General features: G+C 73.0%; 15 protein-coding genes. 10 read left to right on the forward strand and 5 right to left on the reverse strand.

The window, feature by feature from the left end; all coding sequences use genetic code 11:
• From E1300_RS37115 to E1300_RS37135, 5 genes are all read left to right on the forward strand, one after another.
• The coding region (locus E1300_RS37115; RefSeq protein WP_131761800.1) for a gamma-glutamyltransferase at positions 1–1,082 on the forward strand (1,082 nt) is incomplete at its 5' end.
• Between the two features lie 129 nt (positions 1,083–1,211).
• Entirely contained in the window at positions 1,212–3,575 is a 2,364-nt protein-coding gene (locus E1300_RS37120) for a phosphoketolase family protein (protein WP_131761801.1), read from the forward strand.
• Positions 3,575–4,645 (forward strand): acetate/propionate family kinase, encoded by a 1,071-nt coding sequence (locus E1300_RS37125; protein WP_131761811.1) that lies wholly within the window; start codon positions 3,575–3,577, stop codon positions 4,643–4,645. Before E1300_RS37120 ends, E1300_RS37125 begins: the two co-directional genes overlap by 1 nt.
• Positions 4,646–4,724: 79 nt before the next feature.
• The gene (locus tag E1300_RS37130; protein WP_131761802.1) at positions 4,725–6,065 is read left to right on the forward strand and encodes a sigma-70 family RNA polymerase sigma factor; all 1,341 of its coding nucleotides are present in this window, start codon (positions 4,725–4,727) and stop codon (positions 6,063–6,065) included.
• A gap of 56 nt (positions 6,066–6,121) precedes the next feature.
• Complete coding sequence (locus E1300_RS37135; RefSeq protein ID WP_131761803.1) at positions 6,122–6,901, forward strand: SDR family NAD(P)-dependent oxidoreductase; 780 nt, start codon at positions 6,122–6,124, stop codon at positions 6,899–6,901.
• A gap of 41 nt (positions 6,902–6,942) precedes the next feature.
• Here the strand turns inward: E1300_RS37135 and E1300_RS37140 are convergent, their stop codons facing one another.
• The 3 genes from E1300_RS37140 to E1300_RS52975 form a co-directional block, all read right to left on the reverse strand.
• Positions 6,943–8,322, reverse strand: a complete 1,380-nt coding sequence (locus tag E1300_RS37140; protein WP_131761804.1) for an HNH endonuclease signature motif containing protein — start codon at positions 8,320–8,322, stop codon at positions 6,943–6,945.
• Between the two features lie 340 nt (positions 8,323–8,662).
• Positions 8,663–9,190: an Lrp/AsnC family transcriptional regulator gene (locus tag E1300_RS37145; protein ID WP_207400165.1), complete on the reverse strand. Its 528-nt coding sequence runs from the start codon at positions 9,188–9,190 to the stop codon at positions 8,663–8,665.
• Between the two features lie 20 nt (positions 9,191–9,210).
• Complete coding sequence (locus E1300_RS52975; RefSeq protein WP_242619631.1) at positions 9,211–9,423, reverse strand: hypothetical protein; 213 nt, start codon at positions 9,421–9,423, stop codon at positions 9,211–9,213.
• Between E1300_RS52975 and E1300_RS37150 the strand changes: the two genes are divergently transcribed.
• Together E1300_RS37150 and E1300_RS37155 are read left to right on the forward strand one after the other, a co-directional pair.
• Positions 9,395–12,931, forward strand: coding sequence for an indolepyruvate ferredoxin oxidoreductase family protein (locus tag E1300_RS37150; RefSeq protein WP_242619632.1), 3,537 nt, complete (start codon positions 9,395–9,397; stop codon positions 12,929–12,931). The two genes, E1300_RS52975 and E1300_RS37150, sit on opposite strands and share 29 nt — an antisense overlap.
• A gap of 31 nt (positions 12,932–12,962) precedes the next feature.
• Positions 12,963–14,456 carry a protein kinase domain-containing protein gene (locus tag E1300_RS37155; RefSeq protein ID WP_131761806.1) on the forward strand — a complete coding sequence of 498 codons (1,494 nt, stop codon included), beginning with the start codon at positions 12,963–12,965 and terminating at the stop codon, positions 14,454–14,456.
• Between the two features lie 92 nt (positions 14,457–14,548).
• Here the strand turns inward: E1300_RS37155 and E1300_RS37160 are convergent, their stop codons facing one another.
• Positions 14,549–15,349 (reverse strand): transporter substrate-binding domain-containing protein, encoded by an 801-nt coding sequence (locus tag E1300_RS37160; protein ID WP_131761807.1) that lies wholly within the window; start codon positions 15,347–15,349, stop codon positions 14,549–14,551.
• Between the two features lie 208 nt (positions 15,350–15,557).
• Here E1300_RS37160 and E1300_RS50595 point away from each other — a divergent pair, with 208 nt between their 5' ends.
• The 3 genes from E1300_RS50595 to E1300_RS37175 all read left to right on the forward strand — a co-directional run bounded on the left by E1300_RS50595 (position 15,558) and on the right by E1300_RS37175 (position 17,065).
• Complete coding sequence (locus E1300_RS50595) at positions 15,558–16,103, forward strand: peptidoglycan-binding domain-containing protein (protein WP_165503162.1); 546 nt, start codon at positions 15,558–15,560, stop codon at positions 16,101–16,103.
• A gap of 132 nt (positions 16,104–16,235) precedes the next feature.
• Positions 16,236–16,844 (forward strand): DUF2975 domain-containing protein, encoded by a 609-nt coding sequence (locus tag E1300_RS37170; RefSeq protein WP_131761808.1) that lies wholly within the window; start codon positions 16,236–16,238, stop codon positions 16,842–16,844.
• Entirely contained in the window at positions 16,844–17,065 is a 222-nt protein-coding gene (locus E1300_RS37175) for a helix-turn-helix domain-containing protein (RefSeq protein WP_131761809.1), read from the forward strand. The genes E1300_RS37170 and E1300_RS37175 overlap by 1 nt, the downstream gene beginning before the upstream one ends.
• Positions 17,066–17,124: 59 nt before the next feature.
• On the opposite strand, the gene E1300_RS37180 is transcribed toward E1300_RS37175, so the two are convergent.
• Positions 17,125–17,919 (reverse strand): hypothetical protein (locus tag E1300_RS37180; RefSeq protein ID WP_207400166.1); only part of this gene is annotated, 795 nt, incomplete at its 5' end.

Genomic DNA, 17,919 nt, shown 5'->3' on the forward strand with positions numbered 1-17,919 from the left:
AGGGCCTCGCCTGGCCGCGCCGTCCCGGCGAGCAGGTCGCCCGGCCGGGCGTGGCCCGCGCCCTGCGCGACCTGGTCGCCGAGGGGCGCGCCGGGTTCTACCAGGGCGAGTTCGGCGACGGCCTGCGCAAGCTCGGCCGCGGTCTGTTCACGGCGGCCGACCTCGCCGAGCCGTGCGCGGACTGGTGCGCCCCGCTCGGCGTCCGCGCGTTCGGGCACGACGTGTGGACGGCGCCGCCGACCTCGCAGGGGTACGTGCTGCTCCTCGGCCTGGCGCTCGCCGACGACCTGGGCGTCCCCGGCCGCACGGACGATCCGGCGTGGGCGCACCTGCTCGCCGAGTCGGCCCTCGCCGCCGCCGACGACCGCGCCGAGGTCCTGCACGAGGGCGCCGACGGGGCGGCGCTCGTCGATCCGGAGCGGATCCGGTCGCTGCGCGCGGCGATCGACCCGGGACGGCACTGGCGGCGGCGCGGCGCGATCGTGTCCGCCGACACGACGTGCGTCTGCGCGGTGGACGAGCACGGCACGAGCGTCTCGCTGCTCCAGTCCAACGCGAACGGGTTCGGCTCCCTGATCTTCGAGCCCAACACCGGGATCAACCTGCACAACCGCGGCATCGGGTTCAGCCTCGCGCCCGGTTCGCCCGCCGAGTACGGGCCCCGGCGGCGTCCCCCGCACACGCTCGTGCCGGTGCTGGCGACGCGGCCGGACGGGCGGCTCCGCGCCGTCCTCGGCTCCACGGGCGGCGACATCCAGCCGCAGGTCGCGTTGCAGGTCCTCGTCCGGATGCTCCGGCATGGGACGCCGCCGGACGACGCGCTCGCGGCCCCGCGCTGGCGGCTCGCGACCGGTCTCGGGCAGTTCGAGACGTGGCAGGGCCGCACGCCCATCCGCCTCGACCTGGAGCGCGGGGTCCCCCTCGCGTGGACGCGCGACCTGCCCGGCTACGGCCATCTCGTCCGGCCCGCGACGGAGGACGACGAGTTCGGCGAGGTCCAGGTCGTCGAGGCGTCCCCGGACGGCGGCCTCCGCGGCGCCGCCGACCCGAGAAACCCCCACAGCGCCGCCCTCGGCTACTGACCGCGTCCGCCGGGGGACCTTCGGCCCTGGTGGGCGGCGAGGCCGGGGTGTGAAGGTTGAGAGGCCGTTCCGGGGGGACGTGATCTTCCGGAGGCCGCACGCCGACCATGAGGGGACAGGGGACGCGCCATGACCGAGACCGTCGCCATGACCGACGACGAGATACGGCGGATCGACGCGTACTGGAGGGCCGCCAACTACCTTTCGGTAGGACAGATCTACCTGTTCGGCAACCCGCTGCTGCGCGAGCCGCTGCGGCGGCGGCACATCAAGCCGCGGCTGCTCGGCCACTGGGGCACGTCGCCGGGGCTGAACTTCTGCTACGCGCACCTCAACCGGGTGATCAAGGCCCGCGAGCTCGACATGATCTACATCATGGGGCCGGGGCACGGCGGACCGGCGGCGGTCGCGAACGCGTGGCTGGAGGGCACCTACAGCGAGGTCTACCCGGAGGTGTCGCGGGACGAGCGGGGCATGGCGCGGTTGTTCCGGCAGTTCTCCTTCCCCGGCGGCATCCCGAGCCACGTCGCGCCGGAGACCCCCGGGTCGATCCACGAGGGCGGCGAGCTCGGCTACTCGCTGGCGCACGCCTACGGCGCGGCGTTCGACAACCCGGACCTGGTCGTCGCGTGCATCGTCGGCGACGGCGAGGCGGAGACGGGCCCGCTCGCCGCGAGCTGGCACTCCGACAAGTTCCTGGACCCGGTGACCGACGGCGCGGTGCTGCCGATCCTGCACCTCAACGGCTACAAGATCGCGAACCCGACGGTGCTGGCGCGGATCCCCGAGGAGGAGCTCGTCCAGCTCCTGCGCGGCTACGGCCACCACCCGATCCTGGTGAGCGGCGACGAGCCCGCGTCCATGCACCGGAAGATGGCCGCCGCGCTGGACCAGGCGCTGGACGAGATCGCCGCGATCCAGCGGGCCGCGCGGGACGGGGACGGCGGCGGCGAGCGGCGGCCCTGGCCGATGATCGTCCTGCGGTCCCCGAAGGGCTGGACCGGCCCGAAGGAGGTCGACGGGCTGCCGGTGGAGGGCACGTGGCGGTCCCACCAGGTGCCGCTCGCCGGGGTCTGCGACAACCCCGAGCACCTCGCGCAGCTGGAGGAGTGGATGCGCTCCTACCAGCCGGAGGAGCTGTTCGACGACGAGGGGCGCCCCGTCCCCGAGCTGGCGGCCCTCACGCCGGACGGCGACCGCAGGATGAGCGCGAACCCGCACGCCAACGGCGGGCTGCTGCTGAAGCCGCTGCTGCTGCCCGACTTCCGCGACTACGCCGCCGAGGTCGACAAGCCGGGCACCACGACCACCGAGCCGACCCGGCGGCTCGGCACGTTCCTGCGCGACGTCGTCCGGAACAACCCGGCCAACTTCCGCATCATGGGGCCGGACGAGACCCAGTCCAACCGGCTCGGCGACGTGCTGGAGGTGACCGACCGCGTCTTCCAGGGCGAGCGGTACCCGACGGACGAGGGCCAGGCCCCGCGCGGACGGGTCATGGAGGTCCTCAGCGAGCACCTGTGCCAGGGCTGGCTGGAGGGCTACCTGCTCACCGGGCGGCACGGGCTGTTCAACAGCTACGAGGCGTTCGTCCACATCGTCGACGCGATGTTCAACCAGCACGCCAAGTGGCTGAAGGTCACCCGGCACCTTCCGTGGCGGCGCCCGATCGCGTCGCTGAACTACCTGCTGTCCTCGCACGTGTGGCGGCAGGACCACAACGGCTTCACCCACCAGGACCCCGGCTTCCTCGACGTCGTCCTCAACAAGAAGCCCGAGCTGATCCGCGTGTACCTGCCGCCGGACGCGAACACGCTGCTGTCGGTCGGCGACCACTGCCTGCGCTCCCGCGACTACGTCAACGTGATCGTCGCGGGCAAGCAGCCCGCGCTGAACTGGCTGCCGATGGACCAGGCCATCGCGCACTGCACCCGCGGCATCGGCATCTGGGAGTGGGCGAGCACCGACGGCGGCGCCGACCCCGACGTCGTCCTGGCGTGCGCGGGCGACATCCCGACGCTGGAGACGCTCGCCGCCGCCGACCTGCTCCGCCAGCTGTTCCCCGAGCTGCGGGTCCGGGTCGTGAACGTCGTCGACCTCATGCGGCTGCAACCCGACACCGAGCATCCACACGGCCTGCCCGACCGCGAGTTCGACGCGCTGTTCACCACCGACAAGCCGGTGATCTTCGCGTTCCATGGCTACCCGTACCTGATCCACCGGCTCGTGTACCGCCGTAACGGCCACCAGAACATGCACGTCCGCGGCTACAAGGAGGAGGGCACCACCACCACGCCGTTCGACATGGTCATGCTGAACGACCTGGACCGCTTCCACCTCGTCATGGACGTCATCGACCGCGTCCCCTCGCTCGGCGGACGGGTCGCGCACGTCCGGCAGCGGATGGCGGACCGGCGGCTGGAGCTGCGCGCCTACACCCGCCTGCACGGCGAGGACGCGCCCGAGGTCCGCGACTGGACGTGGCCGTACTGATGCGCGTCCTCACGGTCAACCCCGGGTCGAGCAGCCTGAAGCTGAGCCTGCTCGACCCGGACGGCACGGTCCTCTCCGAGGAGGCCGGCGCGGGCCACGAGATGGCCTCGCTCGTCCGCGGCATGCCCGAGCCGGACGCGATCGGCGTCCGGTTCGTCCACGGCGGCACCGACTACACCCGTCCCGTGGTCATCGACGGCGGCGTCCGGAAGCGGCTGCGCGAGCTGGCCGACCTGGCGCCCCTGCACCAGCCCGCGTCGCTGCACGCGCTGGACGAGATCACCGCCGTGCTCCCCGGCGTCCCCGCGGTGGCCTGCTTCGACACCGCGTTCCACGCCACCCTGCCGGAGGCGGCCGCCACCTACGCGCTGCCCGCCGCGTGGCGCGAGCGGTTCGGCCTGCGCCGCTACGGGTTCCACGGCCTGTCGTACTCCTATGCCGTCCGCCGGACGGGCGAGCTGCTCGGCACGGACCCCGCGTCCCTCCGCATGGTCGTCTGCCACCTCGGCTCCGGCGCGTCGCTCGCCGCCGTCGCCGACGGCGTCTCCGTCGACACGACGATGGGCTTCACCCCTCTCGAAGGGCTCGTCATGGGCACCCGGGCCGGCAGCGTCGACCCCGGCATCCCCCTCTGGCTGATCAAGCACGGGATCGCCGCGTCCGAGGTGAACGAGGGCCTCGAACGCGACTCCGGGCTGAAGGGCCTCGCCGGCACCGCCGACATGCGCCGCGTCCGCGAGCTCGCCGCGGCCCGCGACGCGACCGCCCTCGCCGCGCTCGACGTCTACCACCACCGCCTCCGCGCCTGCGCCGCCGCGATGGCCGCGTCCCTCGGCGGGCTGGACGCGCTCGTGTTCACCGGCGGCGTCGGCGAGCACGACCCGGCCGTCCGGCAGCGCCTCGCCGCCGACCTCGCGTTCCTCGGCGCGGCCGTCGACCACCACCGCAACGAGGCCGCCGACGGCGACACCGACGTCACCGCGGACGGAGCGCCCGTCCGCACGCTCGTCATCGAGGCGCGCGAGGACCTGGAGATCGCCCGGGGCGTCCGCGAGGCCCTCGGCGGCTGACGGGGAGCCGCGCGGGATGGGAGCATGGCCGCCGGAAACGTCACGCCGCAACGGCGTGACGGATCACCGGGGGGTGGACATGCCGGAGACCGCGTGCCGGACGTGCGGCAAGGACCTGCCGCCGTCCGCGGGCAGGCCGGGCCGGACGCCCGAGTACTGCTCGGCGGCCTGCCGCCAGAAGGCCTACCGCTCCCGGCAGGCCGGAGGCGACGCCGTGCACGAGCTGATCTCCGACATCGAGCACCGCGTGAAGGGCCTCGCGCCGGACCGCCCCGAGCCGTTCTACACCGACGTCCAGGCGCTCTCCTCGTCCGTCGGCCGCCTCCGCCGCATCGCCCGCGTCGCCCGCGACGCGGCGACCGCCCCCGAATCCGTCACGCCGCCGCCCGTGACGGAACCGGACGACACGGAGGCGGCGGCCGTCCGATCCGGCGACGAATGGTCGTTCGCCGGACTGGTCGAGCCGTACCGCCGCGAACTCCAGGTCCACTGCTACCGGATGGTCGGCTCCTACGACGACTCCGAGGACCTCGTCCAGGAGGTCCTGCTGCGGGCCTGGCGCGGCCGCGAAGGGTTCGCGGGACGCTCCACCCTCCGCGCCTGGCTCTACAAGATCGCGACGAACGCCTGCCTGGACTTCCTGCGCCGCAACGACCGCCGCCCGCAGCGATACGGCCCGAGCCCCGTCCCGCCCACGGCCGGGGTGACGGCCCCGTCCTTCGTGCCCTGGCTCCAGCCGTTTCCCGACCGCCTCCTCGACGAGATCCCGTCCACCGCCGAGGACCCGGAGGCCGCGGCGATCTCCACCGAGACGCTGGAACTCGTGTTCCTCGCCGCGATCCAGCACCTCCCGCCGAGGCAGCGCGCCGTCCTGATCCTGCGGGACGTCCTCGGCTGGCCCGCCGCCGACACCGCCTCCGCGCTCGACCTCACCGTCGCGTCGGTGAACAGCGCCCTCCAGCGCGCCAGGCCGGCGCTCCGCGAACGGCTGCCCGACCGGCGCTCGCGGTGGGCACCCGGCGCGGACCCGACCGAGGCCGAACGGGCCCTGCTGGACCGCTACATGGGCGCCCTGAAGTGCGACGACACGGCCGCGATGACGAGCATGCTCGCCGATGACGTCCGCCTGTCCATGCCGCCCAACCCGATCTGGTTCGGCGGACGCGACTCGATCAGCACGTTCCTGGAGCCGACGTTCGACCCGTCCTCGCCCACCTACCTCGGCCGCTGGAGGCACCTGCCGACCCGCGCGAACGGCCAGCCCGCCGTCGGCGGCTACGTCCAGCGGCCCGGCACCCGGATCTACCGCGCCCAGGTCATGGACGTCCTCCGCGTCGTGGACGGCGTCATCGTCGAGATCATGTCGTTCGAGCCGCACCTGTTCCCGGCGTTCGGGCTCCCCCTCACCGTGACCGATTAGTTTTCCGCCCCGGCACGTCTCAATGTCCGTCGTCACAACGCGAACGGAGAGCCACCATGCTGGAGAACAAGAACGCGATCATCTACGGCGCCGGCGGAGCGATCGGCGCCGCCGTCGCCCGCGCCTTCGCCGCCCAGGGCGCCACCGTCCACCTCACCGGCCGCACCCGCGGGCCCCTGGACGAGGTCGCCGCCGCCATCACGGAGTCCGGCGGACACGCCGAGGCCGCCGTCGTCGACGCGCTGGACGAGGACGCCGTCCGCGCCCACGCCCAGGACGTCGCCGACCGCACGGGCCACCTCGACATCTCCCTCAACCTGATCACCCGCGGCGACGTGCAGGGCGTCCCGCTGACCGAGCTCCCCACCGCGGACTTCCTCCAGCCGATCACGACCGGCGTCACCACGAACTTCATCACCGCGCGGACCGCCGCCCGCCTCATGGCCGCGCAGGGCTCCGGCGTCATCCTCACGCTGAACAGCGGCTCCGCGCAGGGCAGCCCCATGATGGGCGGCACCGGCCCGGCCGACGCGGCCATCGACGCCCTCGTCCGCAACCTGGCGCAGGAGGTCGGCCCGAGCGGCGTCCGCGTCGTCGGCATCTGGACGGCCGGGCTCCCCGAGACCCTGTCCCCGGAGAAGCTCAGCCGCTTCGGCCCGCGGATGGACGAGACCGCCTTCAAGACCCTCCTCGCCCGCCTGGACGAGATGCGCATGACCCGCCGCTCCCCCACCCTCGCCCAGGTCGCCGCAACCGCCGCCTTCCTCGCCTCCGACCACGCCGCCGCCATCACCGGCACCTTCGTCAACACCAGCAGCGGCATGTTCCCCGGCTGACCCCCCGGACGGCCGGGTGGCACCGCCCCGCCACCCGGCTCTTATTCCAGGTGCCGTTCGGGGTGGACGATGTGCCAGGTTCCGGCGGGTGTGATCCAGATCAGCAGGCCGGGCCATGGCTGGAAGAGTGCCCAACCCGAGGTCTGTTTCGTCCGGTGATGTCTTCTGCACAAGGGGGCGAGATTGCACGGGCATGTTCGCCCCTTGCCGTCCTGCTCGCGCCAGGGAGTGGTGTGGTCGAGGTCGCAGCGGTTGGATCGGCGGTTGCAGCTGGGGAACACGCAGACCGGGTGCCGGTCTTCGATCACCTTCCGCATCGCGGCGGGTGGCCGGTAGCCGATGTGGCGGTGATCGGCGGCTGCGCAGAGTGCGTCGCGGACGGTGGCGAGCTGCTCGTCGATGTCGCGGACGGCGAGCTGAAGGCGGGCGCTAAGTCCGTTGAGCCGCCCTTGCATCCTGGCGTGCTCGGTGACCTGCGTCAGGCGCGCGTCGATGACGTCCGCGAGCACCGAGGCCGTGTCGTGCTCCCTCGGGCCGGACGCTGTGGTGGGCTCGGGGGCCGCCGTGGCGGATGGCTCGGTGTGTTCGACCTGGACGGCTCGGGCCACCTCGGGCAGAGGCGTACCGCGCAGGAGTTGGTGAGCCAGGTCGGCGCGGAGTTGGTCGAGGGTGCGGACGTCGCCGTCCTGCCGCAGGGTGTGCGCCATCGCGGTGATCTTGTTGTGGATGGCGTGCGCGTCAGCGGCGGCCAGGTCGCGCAGGGACAGATCGGCGGTGCCGTCCGGGGTCTCCCACACCTCCAACCGACGCCCAGCGATCGCCTCACGCTTGCGCCGCTCAAGCTGCTCGGGCGCCAGCCGCTGAACGATGCGGCGAATACGGCGACGCAGTTGGCCAGTCGTCTGCTCCGAGGCCCGCTCGACGACCGCCTCTTCAACTGTGGCCGTAACGTCGGCGGGAAGATGATCGGTGAGGTCACTGATCGCACGAACCTTCGGCAAGTCGATCTGACCGGCTTCCAGGGCGCATCGCGTCTCGGGAAGATCGGTGTGCAAGCGCTCGGCCAGATGGACCTGGGTAGCGGCCGATTCGCTGGTGAGCGACAGGGCGGCGGCAACCTCTTCGACGACCGACTCATGGGCCGACAGAATCCGATAATCGGGGTGGTCGTCCTGCTCGTCGCGGGCGCGACGGCGGGCCAGCTCGGCGATCGCGGCCAGCTCGCGGGCTTGGGCCCAGGCGGTCTGCCGCCGTGCGGCCGCCGCGACTTCGACCAGTTCGGTTTCCGAGAGGTCAGCGAGGGTGCTCTCGGCGCCGGACAGGCAGAGGGCCAGCTTTGGACCGGGCGGGAAGAAACGCCGATGCTCCCATTCTCCCCGGCCACGCATTGTGGCCGTGACTTCCGCAAGTTCGGCGTTCATCTTCCCTCCCCTCAAGGTATGTAGCCAGAATATCGCACCCTGTGATCGTCGGCAGGATTTCCGAGTATCAATCCGTATTCCTTTCGCCTCGCGTCGGGCGAGTCGCGCTGGTAGCCGAGGGCTTCTGCGGCCCGGGAGCGGGCGGATGCCGGGGCGACGCAGACCGCCAGATAGACACCCCTCCCAAGCCGACTACAGCAACCAACGTGACAGCGATTATCGCCAGGGCTAAGCGGTTCGCGCACGGCGGAAAGGGGTCGGCGCAACTGTCCACGAACAGCAACCACACTAAAGCGAGAAAAGGGAAACCTGAGCCGACAGAAACGGTACGAAGGCTGGTTCAGCTTTTGGACGATGCGCGGCGTTCCTCGTCCTCCAGAAGAGGACCTATCCGGTACGGGACCTGATGAGTGAGGACGATCGAGGTCGTGCTGCGGCGGACGCCGGGGCACGCGAGGATCGAGTCGATGACCTCGTGGAGTTGCTTGCCGTTGGGGGCGACCGCGCGCACCAGGAGGTCGCCCTGGCCGGTGATGCCGAGGACCTCTAGGACGCGCGGGATGGCGCCGAGGGCCATGGCGGCTTCGCGGAGGCGGCCTTGGGCGACCTCCAGGGTGACGAAGGCGGTGAGCTCGAAGCCGAGCCGGCCGAGGTCGACCTCGCGGCCGCGGTGGCCGATGATCCCTTCGCGTTCGAGGCGTTCGACGCGGGCGTGGGCGGTGTTGCGGGCGATGCCGAGCCTGGCGGCGAGTTCGGTGACGCCGATGCGGGGCTGCTCGACGAGGCGGCGCAGGATCTGGAGGTCGAGGAGGGTGGGACGCGTCACAACGCTCAGCTCCGGGACGTAAGCGACTTCTGACTTGAGCAATCCGCTCAATTATCGTCCCATCATCTTGCACATCGTTCAGGCGCGGAGCTCAATGCGGGCATGACCACCTTCGCCTCGCTTCCGTCGGAGCCGTCCCGGTCGTCGGAGCCCTCCCCGTCGTCGGAGCCGTCCGCGCCGTCGGAGCCGTCCGCGCCGTCGCCGCCGTCGAAGTCGTCGCCGCCGTCGCCGAAGCTGCGTGACCGGTTGGAGTTGGAGCGCGGGCGGATCGCCATCGGGGGCGTCCAGGCGCTCGTCCGGCTGCTGCTCGACCAGCGGCGCGCGGACGCTCGGCGCGGCTGGGCGACCGCCGGGCTCGTGTCCGGGTACCGGGGGTCGCCGCTCGGTGGCCTCGACCAGCAGCTCATGCGGGACGCGAAGCTGCTCGCGGAGCATGACATCCGGTTCATCCCGGGTGTGAACGAGGAGCTGGCGGCGACGGCCGTGTACGGGTCGCAGCTCGCGGAGCACCTGCCGGGGCCGCGCTTCGAGGGCGTGTTCGGCCTCTGGTACGGCAAGGCGCCGGGCGTGGACCGGTCGCTGGACGCGTTCAAGCACGCGAACTGGCTCGGGACGAGTGGGCGCGGCGGGGTGCTGGCGGTGGTGGGCGACGATCCGTCGTGCAAGTCGTCGACGCTGCCGTCGGCGACGGAGGGGGCGCTCGCCGAGGCGTTCATGCCGGTCCTCGCGCCGGGCTCGGTGGCGGACGTGCTGCGTCTCGGCCGCGAGGGTTTCGAGATGTCGCGGTTCAGCGGCGCGTGGGTCGGTTTCAAGCTGGTGACGGACGTCGCGGACTCGCACGAGATCGTGGACGTGGAGCCGGTGCCGGACCCGGTCGTGCCGGAGTTCGCATGGCGGGGCAGGCCGTGGCGTCCGACGCGCCGTCCGGGAGTGGATCTGAAGGACTCGACGGGTCTTGAGGCGGAGGTGCTGGACGGGCGGCTGCGCGCGGCGGCCGCGTTCGCGTCGGCGAACGGGCTGGACCGGATCGAGGGCGCGGCGGGGGACGCGCGGCTCGGGCTGGTCGCGGCGGGGCGCACGTATCTGGAGTTGAGGGAGGCGCTCGACCGGCTCGGCCTGGACGAGGAGGCGCTCGCGCGCCGGGGTGTCCGGCTGCTGCGGCTGGCGCTGATCCATCCGCTGGACGAGGTCCGGCTCAGCGAGTTCGCACGCGGCCTGTCCGAGATCGTCGTGGTGGAGGAGAAGCGGCCGTTCATCGAGACGCAGGTCCGCGACCTCCTCTATGACCTGCCGGAGCGTCCCGCGGTCTACGGCAAGAAGGGGCCGGACGGCGCGGCGCTGGTCCCGGCGGACGGCGGGCTCGACGCCGACCGGGTTGTACGGGCGCTCGCGCGGCTGCTGGCGGACCGGATCGGGAGCGAGCACGTCGATCTGCGCGATCCGGTGCTGCGGCCCCGCAAGCCGACGATCAACCTGCTGTCCCCGGCGCGGACGCCGTTCTTCTGCTCCGGCTGCCCGCACAACCGGTCGACGACCGTCCCGGACGGGTCGGTGGCGGCGGGCGGCATCGGCTGCCATGTCATGACCGTGTTCAACGACCGCAGCATCGGCACGACGCAGATGGGCGGCGAGGGCGCGATGTGGGTGGGCGCGGCGCCGTTCAGCGGCACCGGGCACATGTTCCAGAACCTCGGGGACGGGACGTTCTTCCACTCGGGCAGCCTCGCGGTCCGCCAGGCGGTCGCGGCGGGCACGAACATCACGTTCAAGCTGCTGTACAACGCCGCGGTCGCGATGACCGGCGGCCAGGACGCCGACGGCGGAGCCGATCCGGCGGCGGTCACGCGGATGCTGCACGCCGAGGGCGTCGCGCGGATCGTGGTGGTCGCGGACGACCCGTCCCGCTATCCGCGCGGGACGGACTGGGCGCCGGGCGTCCGGGTCCGCCACCGCGACGACCTCGACGCCGTGCAGCGGGAGCTGCGCGAGGTGCCCGGCGTGACCGTGCTGCTGTACGACCAGGCGTGCGCGGCCGAGACGCGGCGCAAGCGGAAGCGGGGGCTCGTACCGGAGCCGGTCACCCGCGTACTGATCAACGAGGCGGTGTGCGAGGGCTGCGGCGACTGCGGCACCGCGTCGAACTGCCTGAGCGTGGAGCCGGTCGAGACGGAGTTCGGCCGGAAGACGCAGATCAACCAGACGTCCTGCAACAAGGACTACTCCTGCCTGGACGGCGACTGCCCGTCGTTCCTGACGGTCGTTCCGGGCAAGGTCGAGAAGAAGTCGCTAGAAAAGATCGGGGAGCTGGACGAGCCGTCCGCGCGCCCGGAGTCGGCGGACGTCCTGCTCGTCGGCATCGGCGGGACGGGCGTCGTCACCGTCAACCAGGTCCTCGCGACCGCGGCGCTGCTCGACGGACGGCATGCCCGTGCGCTCGACCAGACGGGGCTCAGCCAGAAGGCGGGGGCGGTGGTCTCGCACCTGCGGATCGGCGGCACCCACCGGGACCGTCCAGGGATGGTCGGCGCGGGCGGTGCCGACGCCTACCTGGTGTTCGACGCGCTAGCGGGGACGTCCGAGGTGAACCTGCGCCGGCTCGCGCCGGGCCGGACCGCCGCGGTGGTGTCGACCAGCGAGGTGCCCACCGGCCGGATGATCACGGACACGGCGGCGGCGCTGCCTCCGGCGGCGTCCCTCGTCCGCAAGATCGCGGACGCGTCGGACGGCGACCGGCTGCTCGCCTTCGACGCCCTCGCGCTCGCCGAGCGGTGGTTCGGGAGCACGACCACGGCCAACTTCATCGTGGTCGGCGCGGCCTACCAGGCGGGGCTGCTGCCGGTGTCCGCGCGCGCGGTCGAGGAGGCGCTCGCGCTGAACGGCGTGCAGGTCGAGGCGAACGTCCAGGCGTTCCGGGCGGGCCGCCGCCTCGTGCTCGACCCCGCCTGGGCCGACGGGGACGAGGCCGCCGAGGAGGACGGCGCCGGTGGCGTGGTGCCGGTGACGCGTCCGCTGGACAGGACCGCGCCCGCCGCGCTGAACCTGGTCGCCGCGTCCGGTGCGGAGGGCGAGCTGGACCGCGTCCTGCGGATCCGCGTGCCCGACCTCGCCGCCTACCAGAGCCTCGCGCTCGCCAAGAGCTACCTCGACGTGGTGACCCGCGTCGCCGCCGCCGAGCGGGACGCGGGCCTCCCGGGGCAGCGCCTCGCCGTCGCCGTCGCCCGCCACCTGTACAAGCTGATGGCGTACAAGGACGAGTACGAGGTCGCCCGCCTGCACCTCGACCCGGCGCTGGCCCGGAGCGTCGAGGAGCGGTTCGGGTCCGGCGCGACCGTCCGGTACATGCTGCACCCGCCGGTCCTGCGGTCCCTCGGCGTGGACCGGAAGATCGCGCTCGGCCGGACGGCCCGGCCGGCGTTCCGCGTCCTGCGCGCGATGCGGCGGCTGCGCGGCACCCCGCTCGACCCGTTCGGCGCGACCGCGCAGCGCCGCGCCGAGCGCCGCCTGGTCGCCGAATACCTCGCGGTGGTGGACGAGCTGGTCGCCGGCCTGTCCGGCGGCTCCGAGCGACAGGAGGCGACCGCCCAGCGCGATGCCGCCGCCCAGCATGATGCCGCCGAGCGGCACGAGCTCGCGGTGCGGATCGCGGAGCTGCCCGACATGGTCCGCGGTTACGAGGACGTCAAGACGGCGAACATCGCCCGCTACCGGGAGGAGCTGCGCGAGCTGCTCGCGGCCTGGCGGGCGCCGTCGAACCCGCGGGGCCTGGTGATGCGTACCCCCTGACGCGCCCCCGCGCGGACGCAGGGAGGTTCGGATGGAGTCCGGCTTGCGGCTGACCGAGCGATACCGGCTCATCGAGCGGCTCGACGGCGGCGCGACGCTGGAGGTCTGGCGGGCCTGGGACGAGCTGCTCGGCCGCCCCGTGGCGGTGAAGCTGCTGACCCCCGCGCGCCCCGACCTGCACGGCGCGTTCCAGAAGGGCGTGAACGGGGCGGCGGGCCTCTCGCACGGCGGCCTGGAGACCGTCTACGACAGCGACCGGACGCGCGACGCGTCCGGTCGGCTGACGTCCTACGTGGTGACGGAGTTCCTGAGCGGGGAGACGCTCGCGGAACGGCTCCGGCGGGGCGCGCCCCCGGCGGCCGAGGCCGCGGACATCTGCGGGCAGATCGCCTCCGCGCTGGAGGCCGCCCACGCCGCCGGCGTCGCGCACGGCGACCTGCGGCCCGGCAAGGTGGTCCTCACCTGCGGCGACGCGAAGATCGTGGACGTCGGCATCGGCGCCGTCCTGCGCAGCGCGCGTGTGGACACGACCCAGCTCGACACGGTCCGGCTCTCGTCGGACGACCTCACCATCGCCGAGAACGGCCCTGAGGACGGTGCCGAGAGCGCCGGGGCCGCCATAGCCGCCGACATGCGGGCCTTCGGCGCCGTCATCACCGCCTGCCTCGCGGGCCGGACGGAGCCGGAGGCGCCCGGAGCGCTCGGGCCGCTGACGGCGCTCGCCGCGCTCGCCGCGCGCTGCGGCGCCGCCGACGACGCGCTGCTGCCCTCCGCCGCGGAGGCCGCCGAGGCGCTCGCCCGCGAGGACGAACCGTCGGCGGCGGCCGTGTTCCGGACGGCCATCAGCGGCACCCGTCCGACCGGTACCCGCACGGCCAGGTTCTCGCGGGCCCACCCGTCCGGCCATGGCCACGGCGGCACCACCGCCCGCGGCGCCACCGCACGCGGCGGAATGCGCCGCGCCGCGAACGCAACCACGCACGGCGAACGCCGCCACAGCGGAAAGGGAAAGCCGGCACGGAAGCGGGGCTCCGGTCCGGGCGTCCGCCTCGCGGCGGTCGCGGTCACGATCGCGATCCCGCTCACGGCGGCCGCCACGATCCTCGCGTCCGCGCCGCGCACGCCGTCCGTGATCCCGCCCGCCGTCCGCGCGCGGACGGACCCGGCGACGACTGCGCCCGCGGACCCGGCGAACACCGCGGACCCGGCGGACGCGGCGGGTCCGCGGAGCCCGTCCGCCTCGCCGCGGCGGAGCGTCGAGACCGACGTGACCGCCGCGCTCGGCCGCCTCCGCCCGATCGTCAGCAGCGGGTACGCCTCCGGCGAGATCCGCTCGGACGTCGCGATCGACCTGGACAACGTCATCGCCAACCTGGAGCGCGACATCGCGTCCGACCGGATCGTCAACGTGACCGCGCGGATCGCCTCGCTCCAGCAGAAGATCGTCACGCGGCTGCGCGAGCGGGCCCTGTCGCGCGAGCTCGCCGACCGCCTGACCGGCGTCCTCGCCACGATCCCCGTCTAGCCCCGTCCAGCGCGGCACACCTGGAACGCTCCGCTCCGCTCCGGCCGGTCCGCTCCGGCCGGTCCGCTCCGCCCGCTCCGGTCCGCGGCGGCTCAGAGGCAGCCCTCGAACTGCGGGATCTCGATGCGGGAGAGGTCCATGCCGCTGCCGACGAACCACTTCCGCATCAGCCGGGCGGCGGTGCCGTCCTGGTACATCTGGGTGATCGCGCGGTTGACGGCCTCGCAGCCGTCCTGGTCGTCGCGGCGGATGCCGATGCCGGCGTCCTGCTCGCTGATCCGGGTGCCGACGAGCCGGTACGCCCCGCCGGCCCGCCGGGCCAGGCCCGCGAGGATCACCTCGTTGGTGGTGATGGCGTCCACGGACCGCGCGCCGATCATCGTCATGCACTCGTCGTAGTCCTTCGCGGTGACGATCCGCGCGGTCATCCCGGTCACCGCCTGGAGCCGCTTGACCGGGTCGGCGCCCTCGACGCCGCAGAACCGGCGGCCCTTCAGGTCGCGGACCGCCTTCGCGCGCTCGTCCGAGCGGACGAGGATGTCCTGGTAGGACGCGTAGTACGGACCCGCGAAGGCGATCTGGGTCTTGCGCTCCGGGGTGACGGACAGCGTCGCGAGGACCAGGTCGGCGCGTCCCGACGTCAGCACCGTGATCCGGTCGGCGGCGCGCACCGCGACGAACTCGACCTTCTTCCCCAGCCTGGCCGCCACATAGTGGGCCACGTCGATGTCGAGGCCCTCGAACGTCCCGTCGGGGCGTTTCAGGCCGAGGCCGGGGAGGTCGGCGCGGACGGCGACGGCGAGCGTGCCCTTGTCGAGGATGGAGTCCGAGCCGCGGTTCCCGCAGGCCGTGAGCAGCGCGGCCAGCATGACGACCGCCACCAGCACGCGCATTCGGTCTCCGCTCCTCCCCCGGCGCACGGGAGGCCGGTCGTCCGCAAATGATCTGGCTCCGCCGCCGCGTTTTCAAGGCCGGCGTTCCTTGGACCGCCGCGGACGACAGGCGGTTCGACACTGGCGCAACCTGGCCAACCTCCGAACAACCGCAGGTCAGGACGGTCTCTAATCCAGCGTTGTCCGGGAATGCGAGAAGGGGTCGTCCATGAAGTTCACGCGTATCGCCGCCACCGGCCTGGCCGCCGCGGGCCTCGTCGCGGGCGGCGCGGTGCTCGCCTCGCCGGCGTCCGCCGACACCGCGTCCACCTCGCCGAACGGCGCCTACTGGCCGGTGCTGCGGCAGGGGCAGACGAGCGAGAACGTCCGCGCGCTCCAGTGGTTCCTGAGCTGCGAGGGCTACGAGCAGCCCGCGCCGTCCCACTACGGCCCGAAGACGACCGCGAACGTCCACGCGTTCCAGCTCCGCTTCCTCACCTGGGGCCGGGACGGCAACGTCGGCGCGTACACCTGGCGCGCGCTGCTCGGCGACATCCCGTCCACCGGCTACGGTCAGCGCGGCGACTGCGTGAAGGGCCTCCAGGTGCTGCTGAACAAGTGGCGGTACAACGACGACCTGCCCATCTCCGGCTACCACGGCTCCCGGACGAAGGCGAAGCTCGTCAGGTTCCAGGGCGCTCACGGGCTGCCCGCCAACGGCGTCGTCGACCTGCGCACCTACCAGAAGCTGATCGCCACTCCCGCCGGCAGGTGACCCCGGCCGCGCGAACCTGCGAACTCCAGCCCTTGACAGCGCCATATCGTTCATCGTTAATATCGAAAAACGATATGGCGCCGGGGGGCGCCGCGGGGAGGGCGCTCCGAACGAGGCGCCGGGGAGCAGGCCATGCAGATCGCGCGACAGTGGACACGGTTCGACCATCACGTACTCGAAGGGCTGCTCGGGCTGGGCGTCCTGCTCGCCGGTGTCTTCGGCGCCCTCGTCCCGCTCCTCGGGGTGACCGGGCCGCTCCCGGCGGCCGACACCCGCATGGTGGACATCGACGGGCGGGCCCAGGTGCCGGGGAGCCCCGCGTCCGGCGGGATGGTGCTGCGCGGCACGCACCACGCCGAACTGGCGCTCTCCGACCCCGACTTCGGTGAGCGGCTGCTGCTCGCCGGTCCGGGGATCGTGCGGAGCCTCCTGATCGCCTGGGTCCTCTACACGCTCATGCGGATGGCGCAGACGCTCCGCCAAGGGGACGTCTTCGTCCCGGCGAACACGCGGCGCCTCGGCCGGGTCGCCGCGGGCGTCCTCCTGGTCGGCACCGCCGTCCCGCTGCTGGACACGCTCACCACGGACGGCCTGGTCGGCGGGACGCCCCTGGACCCGGCGGTCCGCGACGTCTACGCGCCCTCCCTCGGGGCCGTGCTGCTCGCGCTCCTGGTCTTCGCGGCCGCGGGGGCGTTCGGCCACGGGACGCGGCTGCGCGCCGACACCGAGGGCCTCGTCTGATGCCGCCGGAGGAGCCGCACGAGATCGCCGTCCATCTGGACCGGCTGCTGGCCGAGCGCGGCATGACGCTCGCCGAGCTCGCCGAGCGGGTCGGCGTGACGGTGGTCAACCTGTCGATCCTGAAGAACGACCGCGCCAAGGCGATCCGCTTCACGACGCTCAGCGCGATCTGCCGCGCGCTGGACTGCCAGCCCGGCGACCTGCTCACCTACGGCAAGTAAGCCGCGGCAGGCAGGCGGCGAGCGGCGGGCGGGAGGCCGGCGCCTCCCGCCCCGGTCCGCTACTTCTTCAGGGCCTTCCTCTTCAGGGTCGCGGGCAGTTCCAGGTAGGACTTGAACGTCAGGTACTGCTCGAAGATCGCGGTGTTGGTTCCGGCCTTCGCGGGCAGCCCGCTGCGCCAGTCCACGAGGCCGTTGAACAGCCCGCCGGGCCCGCAGCCGGTGGACTTCGGGGCGGCGAACGCGTTGTCGACCAGGGTCATCTTGTAGGTCGGCGGGTCCGCCGAGACGTCCACCGGCGGGCTGCCGGTGATGGGCTTGTTCGGCGGCGGCGGGTTCGTGGTGCCGATGCTCAGGTTGAGGGTGACCGGGTCGTCCTTCGTCCCGATGGCGCACGTGTCGCCCGTGAGCTGGTTCTGGACGGCGACCTTCAGCTTGAGCCGGAGCAGCGTCTGCGGGTCGATGTTGAACTCGGGGTCGGCGGCCAGCTCGGGCTTGGCGCTGACCTGGAGGATCGGCAGGAAGTCGCTGCCCGGGATGCCGAGGACGCCGCCGTCGACGCGGATCGGGTCGCCCTTCAGCGGCACGACGAGCGTCTGCTGCTCCAGCGTCTCGGGGTCGAAGCCGATCGCGTAGGTCAGCCGCAGCGGCTTGGTGATGGCCTGGTCGATCTTCCCGACCTGGAGCCGGCCGCCCGCGATCACCGCGACGTTGCAGTTCCAGAAGGACGGGTCCGCGTTCGCGGGCAGCGCCGGGCAGTCCTCGAAGGTCAGCCCCGGCGGCAGGGGCTCGGCGCGGGCGAGCGCGGCGGGCGCTGCGGGCGCTGCCGGCACGGCCGGAGCGGCCGGAGCGGCCGG

Source organism: Actinomadura fibrosa, assembly GCF_900659615.1.
Taxonomy (GTDB): Bacteria; Actinomycetota; Actinomycetes; order Streptosporangiales; family Streptosporangiaceae; genus Spirillospora; species Spirillospora fibrosa.

Excerpts from the sequence above, each read along its gene's own strand:
- E1300_RS37135 (WP_131761803.1), top strand. The coding sequence starts at position 6,122 with ATGCTGGAGAACAAGAACGCGATCATCTACGGCGCCGGCGGAGCGATC.
- E1300_RS37175 (WP_131761809.1), top strand. The coding sequence starts at position 16,844 with ATGCCGCCGGAGGAGCCGCACGAGATCGCCGTCCATCTGGACCGGCTG.
- E1300_RS50595 (WP_165503162.1), top strand. The coding sequence starts at position 15,558 with ATGAAGTTCACGCGTATCGCCGCCACCGGCCTGGCCGCCGCGGGCCTC.
- E1300_RS37130 (WP_131761802.1), top strand. The coding sequence starts at position 4,725 with ATGCCGGAGACCGCGTGCCGGACGTGCGGCAAGGACCTGCCGCCGTCC.
- E1300_RS37140 (WP_131761804.1), bottom strand. The coding sequence starts at position 8,322 with ATGAACGCCGAACTTGCGGAAGTCACGGCCACAATGCGTGGCCGGGGA.
- E1300_RS37125 (WP_131761811.1), top strand. The coding sequence starts at position 3,575 with ATGCGCGTCCTCACGGTCAACCCCGGGTCGAGCAGCCTGAAGCTGAGC.
- E1300_RS37120 (WP_131761801.1), top strand. The coding sequence starts at position 1,212 with ATGACCGAGACCGTCGCCATGACCGACGACGAGATACGGCGGATCGAC.
- E1300_RS37170 (WP_131761808.1), top strand. The coding sequence starts at position 16,236 with ATGCAGATCGCGCGACAGTGGACACGGTTCGACCATCACGTACTCGAA.
- E1300_RS37160 (WP_131761807.1), bottom strand. The coding sequence starts at position 15,349 with ATGCGCGTGCTGGTGGCGGTCGTCATGCTGGCCGCGCTGCTCACGGCC.
- E1300_RS52975 (WP_242619631.1), bottom strand. The coding sequence starts at position 9,423 with ATGGCGATCCGCCCGCGCTCCAACTCCAACCGGTCACGCAGCTTCGGC.
- E1300_RS37155 (WP_131761806.1), top strand. The coding sequence starts at position 12,963 with ATGGAGTCCGGCTTGCGGCTGACCGAGCGATACCGGCTCATCGAGCGG.